A 19,133-nucleotide genomic window follows, 5' to 3' on the forward strand; every position below is an offset into this window, starting at 1 on the left:
TTACTGTGTTATTTTACTGTACTAGGCTCAATTCCTTTATTCGAGACTGGCTTAAAAGTATATAACACTTCTTATAGGCATTACCTGCGCCTTTATCAGGTGAGATAACAAGGTACTGCCAACGGCAGTCATTATCTCGAAAGGTAATAAAGTTGCTTTGTGAACGTTTAAACATTTTTAATGTGGAATAACGCCCAGTAATAAGGGCTTTTTCCTCAAGATTAAAAATATGATTATTAACCCAAGTTTGCAGCTCTCTGTCGACAACGTCTTTGACACCATCTAAACAGCGCGAAAGTTTTTCTGTTGTTTGTTCTGCTTTTTCACATTCATCTACTGTTTTTTGCGCATAAGACGGCGTAGAAAGTAACAATTGGCTAACAATTAATACATTTAAGGTGAGTAATTTCTTTATCATTTTGTTTATATTCTAACTTTATAAGTAACTTTATTTCTGAAAATTAATAGCTTAGTTGAAAGCCTCAAATCAAAAGGCTTAAATTAACAGAACTATGCAGGTAGTACTTTTTTATAAGGTTTAACGGTAACTTTTTTATAAACACCAGCGGCAACATAAGGATCAACATCAGCCCAAGCTTGTGCTTGCGTTAAGCTATCAAATTCAGCAACAATTAATGAGCCCGTAAACCCAGCAGCTCCTGGGTCGTTACTATCTATGGCAGGACATGGGCCCGCAATTAATAAACGCCCTTGATCTTGTAAGTTTGTTAAACGGGCTAAATGTTGCTCGCGTACGGCTAAACGTTTTTCTAAGCTGTTATCAACATCTTCACTATAAATTAAGTAGAACATGGGCTTTCCTATTTCAATTATTATTTGAGGTGTTTTTTAAGGTACTATTTTGGATAGTATTTTTTATCTTCAGGTGATTCACTCATCACACTTGAGGTAATTTCAATGCTGTCTTCAAGTACTTCTACTACTTCGTCAGTTTCTTGAGGAAGATACTTGTATAAGGAAAAAATAGAGCCAATAGCAAAGGCAAGTGTTAAGCCAGTTAAGCCAAAGACTTTAAAGTTCACCCATGTTTCTAAATCATAATTAAAGGCAACATATAAATTAAGCGCTCCTAATAGTGCGAAAAGAGCTGCCCAAGCAAGGTTTAACTTAACCCAAATAGGCTCGGGTAAGGTTAATGATTCAGATAAAAACTGCTTAATTAAATTTTTCTTAAAACCGTAATAACTCACGATGAGCGCTAGTGCAAATATCTCATTAATAATGGTTACTTTCCATTTAAGAAAAAGATCATTATGTAAAAATATTGTAAGACCACCAAATACGGCAATCAAACCGAAAAATATCCAGTTGCGAGTAGGTACTTTTTCTTTTTTGATAACGTAATACATAATTTGCAAAGCAGATGTAGCTATTAAAGAGCCTGTAGCCCAATATATGTCAGTAAATTTATTTACTATAAAGAAAATAATTAATGGGATGTATTCTAAAACAGCATGCATACTTAACCTTAATTGCTAGAGTTGGAAATAGTTTATACCCGCTTCACTTGAAAATGCTCGTTTCAGGAAGTCTGAGCGACTCATAATCAAGGCACATTTTTTTATTAAGGGTTATTCCCTTAAAAAGAAAGGTAACGCAGAGTATGATTTGCTCAGCCTTCCCCAATGAGCTAGTTTAGAAACGCTTTATGCTACGTTATTGATTTTGGGAAGGGAACAACCATTCTCTTCAATCAACGCCTTGCCTAAAGTCGTTTCTAATTCCAGCTGAATCATGCATCTTCAAGTGAAACGGGTATATATTGGGTATAATCCAATTTTAATGGATGCAATTTTAACGAAACTTAACGTACTTTAATAGTAAAAAGCTAAGTAATAATTTATAACATTAGGGTCTGTTGATCTTTCGCGGTTAAATTTTGTTCGAGATAAAAGCGTTTTAATCGCGGCGAGTAGTGTGTAGCCTAGTCATTCTAAGCAAATTCTACTCAACAAAGAGTAAAACGCTTTTAACCGAATCCATCGGACAGCGTTTGTTGATCATTTTTACGGCGTTATCGCTTTTTTATGTGGAACAACCACATGACAAAGGCTCTGCCTTGTATAAATACCCAACAAACAACTGCAAAAACAATCTCGAAAAATCAACAGACCCTAGATTACTTCGCACTTTTCAATGATCTTCATCAAATAAAGGGTTGTTGTCGTTTGTACTCTGCTTGTGGACAAGGTATTTTACCCGCAAGTAAATTTATAGGATTTAGGTTAATTAATATGTCAACAAATGAGATTTTTTATCAAGAACAAAACAATGAAGTATCTTTGTTCAATTATGCATTCGAGCATCAATTACCTGTTTTAATCAAAGGCCCAACGGGGTGTGGTAAAACACGCTTTATTACCCATATGGCCCAAAAATTAAACAAACCTTTATATACCGTAGCCTGTCATGATGATTTAACCGCAGCTGACTTAGTTGGTCGACACTTGATTGGTCCAGAAGGAACTTATTGGCAAGATGGCCCATTAACTAGAGCAGTAAGAGAAGGGGGGATTTGTTATTTAGATGAAGTAGTTGAAGCACGTAAAGATACTACCGTTGTTTTACATCCGCTTGCTGATGATAGACGTGTTTTGCCATTAGAGCGAACTGGTGAATTACTTGAAGCAGCGCCTGGCTTTATGTTGGTAGTTTCTTATAATCCCGGTTATCAAAACTTATTAAAGGGCATGAAACCAAGTACTAGACAACGCTTTGTTGCTTTACGTTTTGACTATCCTAGTGCCGAAGTTGAACAACAAATATTAATAAAAGAAGCGGGTGCAGATGCACATCTAGCATTTAAATTGGTTGAGTTAGCTGGCGCATTACGTAAATTAGAACAAAATGATTTAGACGAAGTCGCTTCCACACGATTACTTATCTATGCAGCCCGTATGATCGGCTCAGGCATGAATGTATTAGATGTATGTCGTTGTTGTTTGGCAGAGCCATTGTCTGATGATCCACAGACGGTTAACGCATTAATGGATGTAGCCAAAATATACTTTGATGAGTAATCAATTGAATGATTCCATAAATAGCAATCCTGAATTCACTTTGGTTGGAATAAAGAATGAACAAATACTAGAAAAATGCCTACCGGGCGATTTAGCAATGTGGTTTTTTATCTTAGCTGAGCTAACTGTATTTGCCATTTTATTTATTGGTTTTGCCGTATCTGAGCAATTGAACGCAGAAATGTTCATTGAAGGGAAGGCTAAACTACATCAAATATCGGGTTTGATTAATACCTTAACATTGATCACGAGTAGTTTTTTTGTTGCGTTAGCATTAAACGCTATGCACAAAGGTGATGGCAAAAAATCAGCAAAATTACTGGTTATAGCTAAACTTGTTGCAAGTGTTTATATTGCAGTAAAGGTATGGGAGTACATGTCTTTATTTGATCAAAATATTGATATTGAAACTAATACCTTTTTTACGCTGTATTTTATGATCACATTTTTTCACTTAATGCATGTTTTGTTAGGGATGGTTATTCTTATCTTTATCGCCATGAAAGCGGCTAATAATGAATACAACGCTAGCAATATATCAGGGTATGAATCAGGCGCTAGTTATTGGCATATGGTCGATATGCTTTGGATTATTCTCTTTCCACTTATTTATGTGATTTAACATTTATGCAAACGATTAACTCAAATAAGAAAAATACGTTAAGTTGGTTATGGTTGATGGCTTTAACGGTTATTTCTACCTTCATTGGTTTAGTTATTAACAATAAAGCTTTGTTTATTGCCAGTGTTTTATTTATTGTCTTTTTAAAAGGACAGCAAATTATTGATATTTTTATGGAGCTTGCACATGCTCCTAAGTTGTGGCGACGTTTATTACTGGGCTATGTCACGCTGCTCCCAATCATAATTGGTTTTATTTATATACTTTAATCATCTCTTTATAACAGTAACAGGTAATTGAGCATGAAATCTAATCAACAAAATAAACCTGCTATTATTTATCAATCACTTTACCTTTCAAATTTACTATTAGTTCCCATTGTTAGTTTTATACTTCTTGTTTTTTATTTATATCAAGATAAACCACTGTCTAATTTCAGCAAAATTCATTTAATTAGGAGCATTCAAATTTCAGCTTTAGCTGGGTTATTTTTAGGGGTAGCACCTATTTTTTATATTATTTATTCTAAAGAATATGATGCGTCAGTGATGATCACCATTTTTTATTTTGTTACTTTACATACGGGCTTTGTTTTAATAGGAATGCTTAACTTAACTCGTGCAATGTCGAGAAAATTACCATTATTTTAACCTGAGTAATTTTACGCATTGACCATTCACGGTAATTAGAGAAAGTATGTTACCGAATCAATTGAAAGTTATTAAACCGTGGCTGATTTCTTATTCCGTATAATGACTCATTTATCTACTTATCGTTGTCAGTCATGTTGTAAAATTGAGTAAATCTTAAATTTTCTACACTAATCTATTAAATATTATAATGATGTTGACACAAATCACATAACCACACCTTGTATTTGATACACTATCGGTATTGTTTATTAGTTGAATGGTTTGGTTATGGAAGAGTGGGTTGGTGGCCTGTGGCATAAATACATTACGCGTAAGGCTAACCCTGAGTTTGATAATGCTCGTGTATCCTTTGATGAAGTTCATAAATCAGTTGGTATGATTTTTAGAGCTTTAGGTGGTGATGCGATAAAGCGTGTTGAAGCCGCTACAGGGCGAGAGTATTTAAGTCGTAAAAGTTTATTACAAAAAATTTCTGGTGACACCCAACTTATTAGCCTTGCTTGGCAAGATGAAGAAAGTTTACGTTTACCTGAATCACTTGCTATTTTTGAAGAAAAATCACTCAATTATGATCTGTATATTTGGTTAGCGGTGTTAGCTGCTCATCATGGCGGGTGTTTTACTCACTGGGCACAAGATAACCAAGCATTGGTGATTAATGTTTTGGAAAAATTTCCAGCACTGCGTAGTCGTTATCAACGATTAGCCAACGCTTTCGTTGCCAGTAGACCCGCCATAGATAGCCTTCCTCAATCAGAAAAAGAAATGGAACAAGCGATTGTTAATGCCATTTTAAAGCCTGGCTCTGTAATTGAATTTCCACTGGTAAACTTTGCGCCTAAACCTGTGTATTTATGGTTATATCCATCGTCGAGTGCTGATGATCTAATAATGCCAGAATATCAAGAGGTTGAAGAAGAAAAAGAGTCTGAAGATCAAGAGAGTAAATCGGTCAAAAAAGCAAAAACAAGTCGTAAAAAAGCTGAGCGTACCGATGCGCCAGATGAAAAAGAAGGTATGATGATTTTTCGATTGGAAAGCTTGTTTTCTTGGAGTGAATTCTCCAAGTTAGATCGAGGTTGTGATGATAGCGACGACGATGAAGATAATTCTAAAACAGTAGACGATCTTGATAAAATTACCCTAGCAAAAGAGCAAGAACAGCAAAAAAGTGCTCAAATAAAAATTGACCTTGATTTGCCATCTGCCTCAGAAGATGACATTCCATTAGGTGAGGGGCTTAAACTACCTGAATGGGATTATAAAAAACAAACCTTAGTCGCAGATCGCTGTTTATTACAACCTATGTTGCCCAAAGGTGCTAGTGCAAAAAACCTCCCCATAAGGTTACAAAAATTAGCTAAAACAATTCAAGCACAATTTGAACAACTTCGCAGTGTTCGATATTGGTTAAAGGCAGAGCCACAAGGTGAAGAGTTAGATTTAAGCGCATGGTTAGACTTTCATGTGGAAAGTAAAATTTCGCCAACGCCTCAAAGGGGATTATATAAATCGTTTAGGGGAAATAATCGCGATTTATCTTGTTTACTGTTAGCTGATTTATCAATGTCTACCGATGCACATCTTAATGACAACAGTAGAGTTATTGATGTTGTGCAAGACAGCATGTTACTTTTTGGTGAAGCGCTACAGTCGGTTGGTGATAGTTTTGCTATGTATGGTTTTTCATCAGTAAAACGCCATCATGTCCGCTTTACGATGTTGAAAAACTTTAATGAACGTTATAATGATGAAATACGAGGTCGCATTCAAGCAATTAAACCTGGATTTTATACACGTATGGGTGCTGCTATTCGTCAAGCAACCAAGGTAATTAACGAACAAAAAAGTAGTGAAAAATTATTGCTTATCATCACTGATGGTAAGCCTAATGATATTGATCATTATGAAGGTCGGTTTGGTATAGAAGATACTCATCAGGCAATAAATGAAGCTAAAAAGTTAGGTATAAAGCCTTTTTGTATAACCATTGATACAGATGCGCAAGATTATTTACCTTATTTATTTGGCAGTGATGGTTTTACGGTAATTCTTAGGCCAGAACAACTTCCGATGCGATTACCACAACTTTACCATCAACTAACTACCCAATAGAGATTTTATAATGAGTCAAAACAGTAAAAAGTGTCTTTATTGTGAAGTTGAAAATGATATTAACAATGAAAATTGCAGTCATTGTGGTATGGCGCTACCAACGAAGCATCCCCATGACAAAAAAACCAAAATTAGTTTTTTTGTTAAAGCCTTTTGGGGAATAGTGATATTTTGTGTAATTATGGTGTTTTATTTGCCAAGGTAAACTCATTTTTTAAGCCGTTAAACTGGTGAGAAAAAGTGCCTATGATAAATGCGCTACGAGGTAATCTACCAATAACCTAATTTTGGGTGAAAGATGACGGTTTTGTGGGTAAATGGCCCAAATTCCTTCATCAGGTACTTTATAATTGTCCAATATTGTGATCAAGTTACCCTTTTTGAGCTGATCTTTGATGTAGTAATCAGGCAACTGAACTATGCCCAATCCTTTTAATGCCGCATCAACTAAGCCAAAACCACTGTTGTATCGTAACCTTCCCGCAACTCGGATATTTTTTTCTTTCCCAGCGTCGTTAAAATGCCAATAATCTCGTGTACCTAACAGACAGCTGTGTTTGTCAAGCTCAGACAACGAGTGAGGTAACCCATATTTATCTATATAGGCAGGCGATGCGCAAACATAATTTGTTCGCTCAGCCAACTTTTTTGCCATCATAGAGGAGTCACTTAATTTACCTAAACGAATAGCTAAATCAAAGCTTTCATCAACTAAATCTAGTTGTTGATTACTTAAATAAGCAGTAACTTCAATATCTTTATATTGCATCATAAAGTTATTTATCAGCGGCAAAATTTGTTGTTCGCCATAGGTAATAGGTGCCGTTAGCTTAATTTTTCCCTGAGGTTTTGATTGTAAATTAGTAACAGCTCTTTGTGCAGCATCTAAGCCATCAAGTACACCACGACAGTGTTGATAAAAAACGCGCCCCTCTTCAGTTAGTGATACCTTGCGAGTAGTGCGATAGAAAAGTTTAATATTAAGGCGCTGTTCTAATGCACTAACCTGACGACTAACCTGAGCGGTTGATATAGCCAGTTTATTTGATGCTTGCGTAAAGCTCTCTGTTTCTGCGACATTAACAAACTCACTAATACCTTCCCATTGCATTATTGTTACCTGTGTGTAAAAGTTATTTACCAAACCGTTATATTATCATTTTTTAGGAAATAGATATAATACTCCTTATAACGACAAATACGATATGACAAAGTAAAGTCATCTAGAGCTTGAGAAAATGACTTAGGCCTATAAACAAAAAGTGAGAATAATATGACCGATCAATTTATTAAATCAAAAGCCGCCATTGCTTGGGGCCCAAAACAACCATTATCTATTGAAGAAGTTGATGTCATGCTCCCGCGTAAAGGTGAAGTATTGATAAAAGTGATTGCATCGGGTGTTTGTCATACTGATGCATTTACGTTATCCGGTGATGATCCAGAGGGCATATTTCCGGTGATTTTGGGCCATGAAGGTGGCGGTATTGTTGAGCAGGTAGGCGAGGGTGTTACCAGTGTGCAAGTTGGCGACCATGTTATTCCTTTATATACTCCAGAATGTGGCGAATGTAAGTTCTGTTTATCGGGCAAAACCAACCTTTGCCAAAAAATTCGTGAAACTCAAGGTAAAGGGTTAATGCCAGATGGCACCACGCGTTTTTATAAAGATGGTCAACCTATCTTCCATTATATGGGTTGCTCAACTTTCTCTGAATACACTGTATTACCTGAAATTTCGCTAGCAAAAGTAAATAAAACAGCACCATTAGAAGAAGTTTGTTTACTGGGTTGTGGTGTAACAACAGGCATAGGCGCGGTAATGAACACTGCAAAAGTTGAAGATGGTGCAACTGTTGCTATCTTTGGTTTAGGTGGCATTGGGCTTTCAGCTGTTATTGGCGCAACTATGGCAAAAGCAAGTCGCATTATTGCAATCGATATTAACGAAAGTAAATTTGAGTTAGCAAAGAAATTAGGAGCAACTGATTTTATTAACCCAAAAGATCATGATAAGCCGATTCAAGACGTTATTGTTGAAATGACTGATGGCGGAGTTGATTACTCATTTGAATGTATTGGTAACGTAAACTTAATGCGTTCTGCATTAGAATGCTGTCATAAAGGATGGGGCGAATCTGTTGTGATTGGTGTTGCTGGCGCAGGGCAAGAAATATCAACAAGACCATTTCAATTAGTTACCGGTCGGGTATGGCGTGGTTCAGCATTCGGTGGTGTTAAAGGTCGCACCGAATTACCTGATTACGTAGAACGTTACTTACAAGGTGAATTCAAATTAAGTGACTTTATTACTCATACTATGGGTTTGGAAGACATTAATGAAGCATTTGAATTGATGCATAAAGGCGAAAGTATTCGCAGCGTTATACACTTTGATAAGTAAAAACTATTTTACAGCCTCACTGAGTGATAATAAGTGAGGGTGTTGTTAAGGCATTAATATGACAATTGAAAATTTAAGTGTTAATAAAAGTTTTGGCGGTTGGCACAAACAATATAGCCATTACGCTAAAACAGTAAACTGCGATATGCGGTTTGCTATCTACTTACCGCCGCAGACATCAAATGGTAAAAAAATTCCAGTTTTGTACTGGCTTTCTGGCCTAACCTGCACTGATGAAAACTTTATGCAAAAAGCAGGAGCGTTACGCATTGCTGCAGAATTAGGAATAGCGATCGTTACGCCTGATACTAGCCCTCGTGGTAGTGATGTAGCTGATGATGAAGCTTATGATTTAGGGCAAGGTGCAGGGTTTTACGTCAATGCGACGCAAGCACCGTGGAATCGTCATTATCAAATGTATGATTATGTGGTTAACGAGTTACCTGAGCTCATTGAAGCAAACTTTCCTGTTTCAGATGAACGTTCAATTGCTGGACATTCTATGGGCGGGCATGGCGCATTAACAATTGCCATGCTAAATCCTGAACGGTATAGGTCAATGTCAGCATTTAGTCCTATCAGCAACCCGATGAATTGTCCTTGGGGGCAAAAAGCGTTTACGGCTTATCTAGGTAAAGATAAAACCAATTGGGTTAAGCATGATGCTAGTGAGCTAATAAAACAGGCAACACATTTTGTGCCGGGTAAAGTTGATCAAGGTATCGCTGATGACTTTTTGAGTGAACAACTAAAACCTGAAATGCTAACAGCCGCGGCCAAAACAAATAACTATCCTTTGGAGTTAAACCTTCATGAAGGTTATGATCATAGTTACTATTTTATCGCCAGCTTTATTGAAGACCATTTACGCTTTCATGCGGATCACTTGAGCAAATAAATAACTTATTGCTATCTAGTGAAACTTCATCATTATTCAAATAATTGAAATGGTATGTTTGGTAAAAGGCTTTTATTTGGATGATGAAATTTAATCTATTTCTATCACTAAATGCGAAGTAGGGTAAGCACAACAGGTTAGAATTTCATTGTCACCTACATAAGCTAGAGGGTATTGCTTATATTCAACAGTCCCTTCTTTTAATGAGCAACGACAAGCACCACAAAACCCATCTCGACAATGAAAGTGTGACTCTATATTTTCTCTTTCTAAGGCATTAAGTATCGTTTTATCTTCTTCGAGGAACGATATTTCACGATCCTCGATAGTAATACTAAAAGACATAAAAGTTATAAATCGAAATCGTCAAAATCATCAGCATCTACAGTTGAATCAACCTGACCAACTAAATAGCTTGATATTTCAGTCTCTTGTGGAGCAACCTGAACATTATCACTGACTAAATAGGCATTCATCCATGGTAACGGGTTACTTTTAATATCAAAAGGAGCATCAAAACCAATAGCAGTTAAGCGTTGATTTGAAATATATTCAATGTATTGATTTAAAATTTCAGCATTTAAACCAATCATAGAGCCATCTTTAAATAAGTATTGTGCCCATTCTTTTTCTTGTTCAACCACATCAAGGAAAATTTGCAAGCCTTCTTTACGCATACTTGCACTGATTTCTTTCATTTCAGGATCGTCTTTACCACTCATCCAATTATTTAAAATATGTTGAGTGCCTGTTAGGTGTAACGCTTCATCACGTGCTATTAATTTAATTATCTTAGCGTTGCCCTCAAGGAGTTCTCGCTCAGCAAAAGCAAAAGAACAAGCAAAGCTAACATAAAACCGAATAGCTTCAAGGGCATTTACTGAACAAACGGCAAGGTATAAACGTTCTTTTAATTTGCGGGTGCTAACTTCAATACTGCGGCCTTCAACTTCATATGTACCATCACCTTGTGACTGTAATAATTGCGTTGTTAAAATCACATCATCAAAATATTTAGCGATGCTAGTCGCACGTTTTAAAATGGCAGGGTTAACAATTATATCGTCAAATACTTCGCCAGGATTGGTGAACAGGTTACGTAAAATATGGGTGTAAGAGCGAGAGTGAATGGTTTCACTAAATGCCCATGTCTCTACCCATGTTTCTACTTCTGGTAAAGAGACTAACGGTAATAAAACAGCATTAACAGAGCGAGCTGCCATTGAATCTAATAGCGTTTGGTACTTTAAGTTAGAAATGAAAATATGTTTTTCTGAATCGGTTAAAGTTTGCCAATCTGCTCTGTCTTTTGATACATCTACTTCTTCAGGACGCCAAAAGAATGATAATTGTTTTTCAATTAATTTCTCAAAAGCCATATAGCGTTGTTGATCATAGCGAGATACATTGACGCTATTACCTAAGAACATTGGTTCTAATAAAGCATTATTTGGAACTTGGTTAAACGTGGTGTACGTCATTATTTTTGTATTCCTTAAAGTATCACCGCTATAGTTTGAGCAGGGTGATAAAAAGCCTAGACATATCTAGGCTCATTTTATTACGTATTATTGTTGGTGTTTTTGTTGCGTATAGTTATACCAATCTCACTAACTATGTGGTCATTTCTACTTGTTAAAACGACCAACTACTTCGTTATTTATTTAATAATTAGAACAACTAGTTATTAAAATAAATGCCTTGTATTTGACCGTTTTTTCTCCGCATAAAATAGATCACCTAATTAATGAAACTGGTATTAGCTAAATTTTACATGCGCCGCCGGCACAGTCATCATCTTCCACTTCAACGTCATCACTAGCGCCATCACGGGTGTTATGATAATACATGGTTTTAATACCAAGCTTATAGGCGGTTAAAATATCTTTTAGTATTTGTTTTATAGGCACTTTGCCACCAACAAATTTAGATGGATCATAGTTAGTATTAGCTGAAATTGTTTGATCAATGAATTTTTGCATAATACCTACTAGCTCTAAATACCCCTCATTACTAGGAATATTCCATAGTAATTCGTAGTTTTGCTTAAGCTTTTTATATTCAGGTACTACTTGCTTTAAAACACCGTCTTTACTTGCTTTTATACTAATTAAACCCCTTGGTGGTTCTATTCCGTTTGTGGCATTAGATATTTGCGATGAGGTTTCTGATGGCATTAAGGCCGATACCGTTGAATTTCTTACACCAAACTCTTTTATGCTAGCACGTAATGATTCCCAATCTAAATGTAAAGGCTCACCAGTAAGATCATCAATCGTTTTTTTGTAGGTATCAATTGGTAAGATACCTTGCGATAAACGTGTTTCATTAAATTTAGGACAAGCTCCTTGCTCTTTTGCAAGCAAGTTGGTAGCTTTCAATAAATAATATTGGATAGCTTCAAAGGTTCTATGGGTTAAATTGTTAGCACTACCATTTGAGTAGTACAAACCATTTTTCGCTAAATAATAGGCGTAATTAATGACACCTATACCTAATGTTCTACGCGCTAAACTCGCATTTTTAGCAGCAGGAATAGGGTAGTCTTGGTAATCAAGTAAACTATCAAGCGCGCGCACAGCTAGATCAGCTAAACCTTCTAATTCATCTAGAGACTCTATTGTACCTAAATTGAAAGCAGACAATGTACATAGTGCAATTTCACCATTTTCATCATTTACATCTTTCATTGGCTTAGTTGGGAGTGCAATCTCTAAACACAAATTACTTTGACGAATAGGGGCTTTACTCGGGTCAAATGGGCTATGCGTATTACAGTGGTCAACATTTTGTAAATAAATACGGCCTGTACTTGAACGCTCTTGAGCAAATAATGTAAATAATTCAATTGCTTTAATACGTTTTTTACGAATTGATTCATCATTTTCGTATTGAACATAAAGTTGTTCGAATTTTTCTTGATCTTCAAAAAATGCATCGTAAAGTCCTGGAACATCACTTGGGCTAAATAAGGTGATATATCCACCTTTTATTAAGCGCTGGTACATTACTTTATTAAATTGTACACCGTAATCTAAATGACGAACGCGGTTTTCTTCAACGCCTCGGTTGTTTTTCAATACAAGTAGACTTTCTACTTCTAAATGCCAAAGTGGATAGAATAACGTGGCAGCACCACCTCGAACACCACCTTGAGAACAGCTTTTAACCGCCGTTTGAAAATGTTTATAAAAAGGAATACAGCCAGTATGAAAAGCTTCGCCGTTACGAATAGTACTACCTAAAGCACGAATACGACCAGCGTTCACGCCGATGCCAGCGCGCTGTGATACATATTTAACAATGGCACTAGAAGCAGCATTAATTGAGTCTAATGAATCATCACACTCAATCAATACACAGGAAGAGAATTGACGTGTTGGTGTACGAACACCGGCCATTATTGGCGTTGGTAGTGATAATTTAAACGTTGAAATAGCGTTATAAAAGCCTTCAACATAACCTAATCGAGTTTCTTTAGGGTATTTAGCAAATAAACACGCAGCAACTAAAATATATAAGAACTGTGCGCTTTCATAAATTTCTCCGTTCACACGGTTTTGAACAAGATATTTGCCTTCAAGTTGTTTTATCGCAGCATAACTAAAATTTAGATCACGGGTATGATCTAAAAATAATGACATATGTTCAAAATCACTTTCATCATAGTCAGTTAACAGGTGTTGATCATATTTACCAGCTTCAACTAATTTAACAACATGATCATAAAGTTTAGGTGGTTCAAATTGACCATAGGCTTTTTTACGTAGATGAAATACCGCAAGCCTAGCGGATAAATATTGATAGTCAGGTGTTTCTTCTGAAATTAAATCAGCCGCCGCCTTGATAATGGTTTCATGAATATCTTCAGTTTTAATACCATCATAAAACTGAATATGTGATTTAAGTTCAACTTGAGAGACAGAAACGTCTTCTAGACCAGCTGCAGCCCAAGCAATAACACGGTGAATTTTTTCTAAATCGATGGATTCTTTTTCGCCATTACGCTTGGTAACAAAAAGATTATTATTCATGAAAGACCTGTGATGTAAATAGTTACTTATTTTTTAGTTTGCTTTTTCAGTACAGATAAGTGATATCAGTTATAACTGAAAATGCTCCTTGTTTTATTATTGTTTCCCTGAAGACGTATTAAAAGTCATACGCACAACATCTAGGGTTTTTTATAAAGCCAAGCACAAGATAATGAGGTTTTTGCTTGAATGCAAGCGATAAAATAACTTGATTTTGGGTTGACTTTTTACCTATTTAACAGGGGTTAGTAACAACTAACCTAGCAAGGTAAATTTGTTTGGTAATTTACTAAAAGCAATATTTTTTTTTAACATTTTTTTTAACTGAAAATATTTTAATTGATTTTTATGTCTCTATATATCAAATTGAAATATAAAAAATAAAGTCACCAATTAACAGTGACTTATTGATTTTGTTGATTGTTTGCACAACTTGCTTAAAAATTAAAATATGTGTTTTTAATTTTTACACTTTTTGACAACATAGAATATAATTCACGTCTAAATTGGCCGCCAACTTATGGTTCTCTGTCACTGGATTATAATGAATGCCACTGGCATCAATGCATTTCAATTGACTTTCTTCAGCCCAAGCGATTAATTGCGACGGTTTTATGAATTTATCATGACCATGCGTACCTTCAGGAACCAACTTAAACATTGTTACTGTGGAAAACCCTAGGTAAGAGTATATTTTTCTCTTTTTGACCCCAACCATTTTAAAACCACCTAAAATAGATTGGCTCAATCATAATCAAATAGTTAGAGCTTAGATAGTTTTTTGAACTATAAAATGGCTACAAAGCCTCCTTTTCCATAAAAAAAAGCCACTATTAAAGTGGCTTTTAATCGAGTGATTACATAATCCAGAATTGGATAATATAAATAAAACTAGGTATCTTGATTTTTATTTTAAGATCAATAGATAACATAATTCCCCTCCTTTTTTGCTTCAAAATTATAATTATGAAGCAATCGAAAGATGTATAAATCAACGAAAAAGAGTTGAATCCATCACACTAAAAATTTATAGTGGCTTTGCAAATACAGCCTATCTTTCGATTTACTTCGACATATGCTGACTAAAGAACCTTTGAATGCCTTAGAAACTTCAGAGGTTTTTTCTTGTCTGAAAATCAACCGATCCCCTTGCACCCCCACAAGATAGTGAGGTTTGGACTCGAATGCAAGCGATAAAAGCTATGTGTTTTTATTGACATTTTACCGAATTAATAAGGGTTAGTAACAACTAACCTAGCACGGTTAATTTATTTGGTAATTTACTAAAAGCAATATTTTTTTTAACATTTTTTTTAACTGAAAATATTTTAATTGATTTTTATGTTTCTATATATCAAATTGAAATATAAAAAATAAAGTCACCAATTAACAGTGACTTATTGATTTTGTTGATTGTTTGCACAACTTGCTTAAAAATTAAAATATGTGTTTTTAATTTTTACACTTTTTGACAACATAGAATATAGTTAACGTCTAAATTGGCCGCCAACTTATGGTTCTCTGTCACTGGATTATAATGAATGCCACTGGCATCAATGCATTTCAATTGACTTTCTTCTGCCCAAGCAATCAATTGTGAAGGTTTAATGAATTTGTCATGATCATGTGTTCCATCAGGAACCAATTTTAATATCTTTTCTGCTGCTACAATAGCGAGTAGATAAGATTTAACTGTTTTATTTAATGTTGAAAAAAACACTAAACCACCCGGTTTTACTAATTGCGCGCAGGCTTTTATTACTGAAGCAGGATCAGGTACATGTTCAAGCATTTCCATACAAGTAACCATGTCAAATATTTCATTGCACTGTTGTGCCTTTTCTTCAGCGGTAATTTTTTCGTAATTTATGGTTAAGCTAGATTCTAGCGCATGCAGTTTAGCGACATTGAGTGGCTCTGCCCCCATATCTATACCTGTGACCGTGGCACCCAATTTAGCTAACGATTCTGTTAATATTCCGCCGCCGCAGCCTACGTCGATTACGTTTTTTGAGAATAGCTCTTGTTTTTGTTCAGCTATATGTTGACAAATAAATTGAACTCTTAACGGGTTAACCTGATGTAGTGGTTTAAAATCACCTGTTAGATCCCACCATTGGCTTGCGATTTGTTCAAATTTAGCAATTTCTTCTTCATTTACATTAGGCACGCTTTTATTGTCAGTCATGAGGTAATCTAGTTGAAATACAGATGATCAGATTCTAAACGAAACTTTTAGTTAAACAAAGCATAAACAATGGTAAAACCAATGTAATAGATCAATAAATATTTTTTTAGCTTACTTTATAAGCAGAATTAGTCGCCTTTATATATCGTGGCTAAAACACCTTTAAAACGGCTAAATAAAGCTGTTTGGCATCAACAAAAACTATGCTAATATGCTGCGTTGATTTATGTTTGTTATGAAAAGATAATAATAAAAATCTAAGTGATTTTATCGTTACGTTTTAAGTTAAGGGATACATCTATTTATGTCAGATCTGGCCAAAGAAATAGTACCAGTAAATATTGAAGATGAGTTAAAAACTTCCTATCTAGATTATGCCATGAGCGTTATTGTTGGGCGTGCACTGCCTGACGTACGTGATGGTTTAAAACCTGTGCATCGCCGCGTATTATTCGCAATGGATGTATTAGGTAATGATTGGAATAAAGCTTATAAAAAATCAGCCCGTGTGGTTGGTGATGTTATCGGTAAGTATCACCCTCATGGTGATACAGCTGTTTACGATACAATTGTTCGTATGGCACAACCTTTTTCACTTCGCTACATGTTAGTAGATGGTCAAGGTAACTTTGGTTCGGTTGATGGTGATAGTGCAGCGGCAATGCGTTATACCGAAATTCGAATGTCTAAAATTGCTCACTCTATTCTAGCTGATTTAGAAAAAGAAACGGTTGATTTTGTTCCTAACTATGATGGTACAGAGCATATTCCTGCGGTTATGCCAACGCGTATTCCTAACTTGCTTGTTAATGGTAGCTCGGGTATTGCGGTTGGTATGGCAACGAATATTCCACCACATAACTTAACTGAAGTTGTTAATGCTTGTTTAGCGCTTATTGAAAATAGCGATATTTCTTTTGAAGAATTATTAACTCATATACCTGGCCCTGATTTTCCAACAGCAGGAATTATCAGTGGTCGTGCAGGCATTGAAGAAGCTTACCGTACTGGCCGTGGTAAAATAAAAATTCGAGCGCGTGCAGACATTGAAGTGAATGAAAGCACGGGTAAAGAAACTATTGTTGTACACGAATTACCATACCAAGTTAACAAAGCACGCCTGATTGAAAAAATGGCCGAGCTTGTTAAAGAAAAACGTCTTGAAGGTATTTCAGCATTGCGTGATGAGTCTGATAAAGACGGCATGCGTATGGTTGTTGAAGTTAAGCGTGGTGAAGTGGGTGAAGTTGTTTTAAATAACTTATACAAACTGACACAAATGCAGGTGTCTTTTGGTTTGAATATGGTGGCATTGACTAATGGTCAACCAAAAATATTCAATATAAAAGAAATGTTAGAAGCGTTTGTACTGCATCGCCGTGAAGTAGTTACACGCCGTACTATTTTTGAATTAAGAAAAGCACGTGAACGCGCGCATTTACTTGAAGGTTTATCAATTGCCCTAGCGAATATAGACCCGATCATTGAATTAATTAAAACCTCAACAACACCAAGTGAAGCAAAAGAAGCGTTAATTTCACGTGGCTGGAGTTTAGGTAATGTTGCAGACATGCTTAGTGCAGCCGGTAATGATGCGGCACGTCCTGAATGGCTAGAACCAGAGTTTGGTATTCTTGAAAATCAATATTATTTAACACCTGTTCAAGCACAAGCTATTTTAGATTTGCGTTTGCACAAATTAACCGGCTTAGAACATGAAAAAATTCTAGCTGAATACAAAGGCTTACTCGATGTCATCGCAGAGTTGATGCATATACTTGCAGAGCCGTCACGTTTAATGGAAATTATTTGTGAAGAGCTTGAAGCCATTCGTGACGAATTTGGTGATGAACGCCGTACAGAAATTACTAATGCGTCTCATGATTTGTCTTTAGAAGACTTAATCACTGAAGAAGATGTAGTGGTAACACTTTCTCACGAAGGTTATGTTAAATACCAAATACTGTCAGATTACCAATCACAAAAACGTGGTGGAAAAGGTAAAGCAGCAACTAAGATGAAAGAAGAAGATTTCATCGAACGTTTATTGATTGCTAATACCCACGACACTATTTTGTGTTTCTCAAATCGTGGTAAATTATATTGGTTGAAAGTATATCAATTACCGCTTGCAAGTCGTACTGCGCGTGGTCGTCCTATTGTTAATATACTGCCGCTTGAAAATGATGAACGAATTACCGCTATTTTACCTGTACGCGAATATGAAGAAGATAAGTACATCATCATGGCAACAGCCTCAGGTACAGTGAAGAAAACAGCATTAACGGCTTATAAAAACCAAAGAGCTAACGGTATTATCGCACTTAACCTACGTGATGATGATACCTTAATTGGTGTCGATATTACCGACGGTAACAATGACATCATGTTATTCTCTGATGCGGGTAAAGTTGTTCGTTTCAATGAAAAAGTTCGTGATAGCGAAACGGGTGAAATAAAAATTGATCCTGAAACAGGTGAACAGCGTTGGGCATTAAAACCTATCGGCAGAACAGGTACCGGTGTTCGTGGTATTAGACTTGAGGATACGCAGAAAGTAATTTCTTTAATCGTACCTAAAAATGATGGACCAATATTAACGATTACTGAAAATGGTTACGGTAAACGTACTGAACTAAGCGAATATCCTGCGAAGAGTAGAGCAACTAAAGGTGTTGTTTCTATTAAAGTGAGTGAACGTAATGGTAAGGTTGTTGGTGCTGTACAAGTTGAAGATCTTGATGAAATCATGGTCATTACCGATAACGGCACATTAGTACGTACCAGAGTTAATGAAGTGAGTATTATTGGTCGTAATACTCAAGGTGTTCGTTTAATTCGTACGAGTGACGATGAACATGTTGTTGCCTTACAACGTATTGATGAAATAGAAGAGCCAGCTGTGCTTGAAGGTGAAAGTGTCGAAGGAGAAGTAACTAGTCAAGAAGATAGCTCTTTAGATCAAGATGCTTTGAATCACAATCCAGAGCAAAGTGCTCAACAAGCTGATGAAGATAGCCAAATAGATGACGAACAAGAATAATCGTCGTTAACAACAAAAAAAAGGGCGGCTAATAACCGCCTTTTTTATGTTCAGGATGAACGGTATTTCGTGGTCACATAGATGTGAAAGAGCGTGTATTACTTTAAATACATAATAAAAATGTATTAATATTAT

18 protein-coding genes are annotated in these 19,133 nt (G+C 35.8%); 9 read left to right on the forward strand and 9 right to left on the reverse strand.

Translation table 11 applies throughout. The features are described from left to right. Positions 1–13: 13 nt before the first annotated feature. The 3 genes from DWA31_RS04700 to DWA31_RS04710 all read right to left on the reverse strand — a co-directional run bounded on the left by DWA31_RS04700 (position 14) and on the right by DWA31_RS04710 (position 1,481). The gene (locus DWA31_RS04700) at positions 14–418 is read right to left on the reverse strand and encodes a lysozyme inhibitor LprI family protein (protein ID WP_114325497.1); all 405 of its coding nucleotides are present in this window, start codon (positions 416–418) and stop codon (positions 14–16) included. 92 nt (positions 419–510) lie between these two features. Then, positions 511–813, reverse strand: coding sequence for a YciI family protein (locus DWA31_RS04705; protein WP_114325498.1), 303 nt, complete (start codon positions 811–813; stop codon positions 511–513). 44 nt (positions 814–857) lie between these two features. Further along, positions 858–1,481 carry a septation protein A gene (locus DWA31_RS04710; protein WP_114325499.1) on the reverse strand — a complete coding sequence of 208 codons (624 nt, stop codon included), beginning with the start codon at positions 1,479–1,481 and terminating at the stop codon, positions 858–860. A gap of 455 nt (positions 1,482–1,936) precedes the next feature. On the opposite strand from DWA31_RS04710, the gene DWA31_RS17445 reads away from it, so the two are divergent. From DWA31_RS17445 to DWA31_RS04745, 6 genes are all read left to right on the forward strand, one after another. Then, positions 1,937–2,161, forward strand: coding sequence for a hypothetical protein (locus DWA31_RS17445; RefSeq protein ID WP_114325500.1), 225 nt, complete (start codon positions 1,937–1,939; stop codon positions 2,159–2,161). Further along, the gene (locus tag DWA31_RS04725) at positions 2,064–3,041 is read left to right on the forward strand and encodes a CbbQ/NirQ/NorQ/GpvN family protein (protein WP_281268616.1); all 978 of its coding nucleotides are present in this window, start codon (positions 2,064–2,066) and stop codon (positions 3,039–3,041) included. Before DWA31_RS17445 ends, DWA31_RS04725 begins: the two co-directional genes overlap by 98 nt. Before the next feature lie 4 nt (positions 3,042–3,045). Then, positions 3,046–3,663 (forward strand): cytochrome c oxidase subunit 3 family protein, encoded by a 618-nt coding sequence (locus tag DWA31_RS04730; RefSeq protein WP_245942480.1) that lies wholly within the window; start codon positions 3,046–3,048, stop codon positions 3,661–3,663. 5 nt (positions 3,664–3,668) lie between these two features. Beyond that, positions 3,669–3,932 carry a cytochrome C oxidase subunit IV family protein gene (locus DWA31_RS04735; protein WP_114325502.1) on the forward strand — a complete coding sequence of 88 codons (264 nt, stop codon included), beginning with the start codon at positions 3,669–3,671 and terminating at the stop codon, positions 3,930–3,932. Positions 3,933–3,965: 33 nt separating this feature from the next. After that, positions 3,966–4,313, forward strand: coding sequence for a hypothetical protein (locus tag DWA31_RS04740; RefSeq protein WP_114325503.1), 348 nt, complete (start codon positions 3,966–3,968; stop codon positions 4,311–4,313). A 270-nt stretch (positions 4,314–4,583) separates the two neighbouring features. Further along, the gene (locus tag DWA31_RS04745) at positions 4,584–6,431 is read left to right on the forward strand and encodes a nitric oxide reductase activation protein NorD (RefSeq protein WP_114325504.1); all 1,848 of its coding nucleotides are present in this window, start codon (positions 4,584–4,586) and stop codon (positions 6,429–6,431) included. A gap of 244 nt (positions 6,432–6,675) precedes the next feature. On the opposite strand, the gene DWA31_RS04755 is transcribed toward DWA31_RS04745, so the two are convergent. Next, on the reverse strand, positions 6,676–7,542 hold the full coding sequence (locus DWA31_RS04755) for a LysR family transcriptional regulator (RefSeq protein ID WP_114325506.1): 867 nt from the start codon (positions 7,540–7,542) through the stop codon (positions 6,676–6,678). Between the two features lie 162 nt (positions 7,543–7,704). On the opposite strand from DWA31_RS04755, the gene DWA31_RS04760 reads away from it, so the two are divergent. After that, positions 7,705–8,835: an S-(hydroxymethyl)glutathione dehydrogenase/class III alcohol dehydrogenase gene (locus DWA31_RS04760; RefSeq protein WP_114325507.1), complete on the forward strand. Its 1,131-nt coding sequence runs from the start codon at positions 7,705–7,707 to the stop codon at positions 8,833–8,835. 58 nt (positions 8,836–8,893) lie between these two features. Further along, positions 8,894–9,733: an S-formylglutathione hydrolase gene (gene fghA, locus DWA31_RS04765; RefSeq protein ID WP_114325508.1), complete on the forward strand. Its 840-nt coding sequence runs from the start codon at positions 8,894–8,896 to the stop codon at positions 9,731–9,733. Between the two features lie 90 nt (positions 9,734–9,823). Here the strand turns inward: fghA and yfaE are convergent, their stop codons facing one another. The 5 genes from yfaE to ubiG all read right to left on the reverse strand — a co-directional run bounded on the left by yfaE (position 9,824) and on the right by ubiG (position 15,955). After that, complete coding sequence (gene yfaE / locus DWA31_RS04770; RefSeq protein ID WP_114325509.1) at positions 9,824–10,078, reverse strand: class I ribonucleotide reductase maintenance protein YfaE; 255 nt, start codon at positions 10,076–10,078, stop codon at positions 9,824–9,826. A gap of 5 nt (positions 10,079–10,083) precedes the next feature. After that, positions 10,084–11,214 (reverse strand): class Ia ribonucleoside-diphosphate reductase subunit beta, encoded by a 1,131-nt coding sequence (gene nrdB / locus DWA31_RS04775; RefSeq protein WP_114325510.1) that lies wholly within the window; start codon positions 11,212–11,214, stop codon positions 10,084–10,086. Between the two features lie 282 nt (positions 11,215–11,496). Next, positions 11,497–13,767, reverse strand: coding sequence for a class 1a ribonucleoside-diphosphate reductase subunit alpha (gene nrdA / locus DWA31_RS04780; RefSeq protein WP_114325511.1), 2,271 nt, complete (start codon positions 13,765–13,767; stop codon positions 11,497–11,499). Between the two features lie 466 nt (positions 13,768–14,233). Beyond that, complete coding sequence (locus DWA31_RS04785; protein ID WP_245942482.1) at positions 14,234–14,428, reverse strand: class I SAM-dependent methyltransferase; 195 nt, start codon at positions 14,426–14,428, stop codon at positions 14,234–14,236. Positions 14,429–15,226: 798 nt separating this feature from the next. Beyond that, on the reverse strand, positions 15,227–15,955 hold the full coding sequence (gene ubiG / locus DWA31_RS04790; RefSeq protein WP_114325512.1) for a bifunctional 2-polyprenyl-6-hydroxyphenol methylase/3-demethylubiquinol 3-O-methyltransferase UbiG: 729 nt from the start codon (positions 15,953–15,955) through the stop codon (positions 15,227–15,229). A gap of 304 nt (positions 15,956–16,259) precedes the next feature. Between ubiG and gyrA the strand changes: the two genes are divergently transcribed. Continuing rightward, positions 16,260–18,998 (forward strand): DNA topoisomerase (ATP-hydrolyzing) subunit A, encoded by a 2,739-nt coding sequence (gene gyrA / locus DWA31_RS04795; protein WP_114325513.1) that lies wholly within the window; start codon positions 16,260–16,262, stop codon positions 18,996–18,998. Positions 18,999–19,133 lie beyond the last annotated feature (135 nt).

The organism is Candidatus Colwellia aromaticivorans, from assembly GCF_003333305.1.
In the GTDB taxonomy this organism is placed as follows: Bacteria; Pseudomonadota; Gammaproteobacteria; order Enterobacterales; family Alteromonadaceae; genus Colwellia; species Colwellia aromaticivorans.

Excerpts from the sequence above, each read along its gene's own strand:
- DWA31_RS04700 (WP_114325497.1), bottom strand. The coding sequence starts at position 418 with ATGATAAAGAAATTACTCACCTTAAATGTATTAATTGTTAGCCAATTG.
- DWA31_RS04705 (WP_114325498.1), bottom strand. The coding sequence starts at position 813 with ATGTTCTACTTAATTTATAGTGAAGATGTTGATAACAGCTTAGAAAAA.
- DWA31_RS04710 (WP_114325499.1), bottom strand. The coding sequence starts at position 1,481 with ATGCATGCTGTTTTAGAATACATCCCATTAATTATTTTCTTTATAGTA.
- DWA31_RS04725 (WP_281268616.1), top strand. The coding sequence starts at position 2,064 with ATGACAAAGGCTCTGCCTTGTATAAATACCCAACAAACAACTGCAAAA.
- DWA31_RS04735 (WP_114325502.1), top strand. The coding sequence starts at position 3,669 with ATGCAAACGATTAACTCAAATAAGAAAAATACGTTAAGTTGGTTATGG.
- DWA31_RS04740 (WP_114325503.1), top strand. The coding sequence starts at position 3,966 with ATGAAATCTAATCAACAAAATAAACCTGCTATTATTTATCAATCACTT.
- DWA31_RS04745 (WP_114325504.1), top strand. The coding sequence starts at position 4,584 with ATGGAAGAGTGGGTTGGTGGCCTGTGGCATAAATACATTACGCGTAAG.
- DWA31_RS04755 (WP_114325506.1), bottom strand. The coding sequence starts at position 7,542 with ATGCAATGGGAAGGTATTAGTGAGTTTGTTAATGTCGCAGAAACAGAG.
- DWA31_RS04760 (WP_114325507.1), top strand. The coding sequence starts at position 7,705 with ATGACCGATCAATTTATTAAATCAAAAGCCGCCATTGCTTGGGGCCCA.
- fghA (WP_114325508.1), top strand. The coding sequence starts at position 8,894 with ATGACAATTGAAAATTTAAGTGTTAATAAAAGTTTTGGCGGTTGGCAC.
- yfaE (WP_114325509.1), bottom strand. The coding sequence starts at position 10,078 with ATGTCTTTTAGTATTACTATCGAGGATCGTGAAATATCGTTCCTCGAA.
- nrdB (WP_114325510.1), bottom strand. The coding sequence starts at position 11,214 with ATGACGTACACCACGTTTAACCAAGTTCCAAATAATGCTTTATTAGAA.
- nrdA (WP_114325511.1), bottom strand. The coding sequence starts at position 13,767 with ATGAATAATAATCTTTTTGTTACCAAGCGTAATGGCGAAAAAGAATCC.
- DWA31_RS04785 (WP_245942482.1), bottom strand. The coding sequence starts at position 14,428 with ATGTTTAAGTTGGTTCCTGAAGGTACGCATGGTCATGATAAATTCATA.
- ubiG (WP_114325512.1), bottom strand. The coding sequence starts at position 15,955 with ATGACTGACAATAAAAGCGTGCCTAATGTAAATGAAGAAGAAATTGCT.
- gyrA (WP_114325513.1), top strand. The coding sequence starts at position 16,260 with ATGTCAGATCTGGCCAAAGAAATAGTACCAGTAAATATTGAAGATGAG.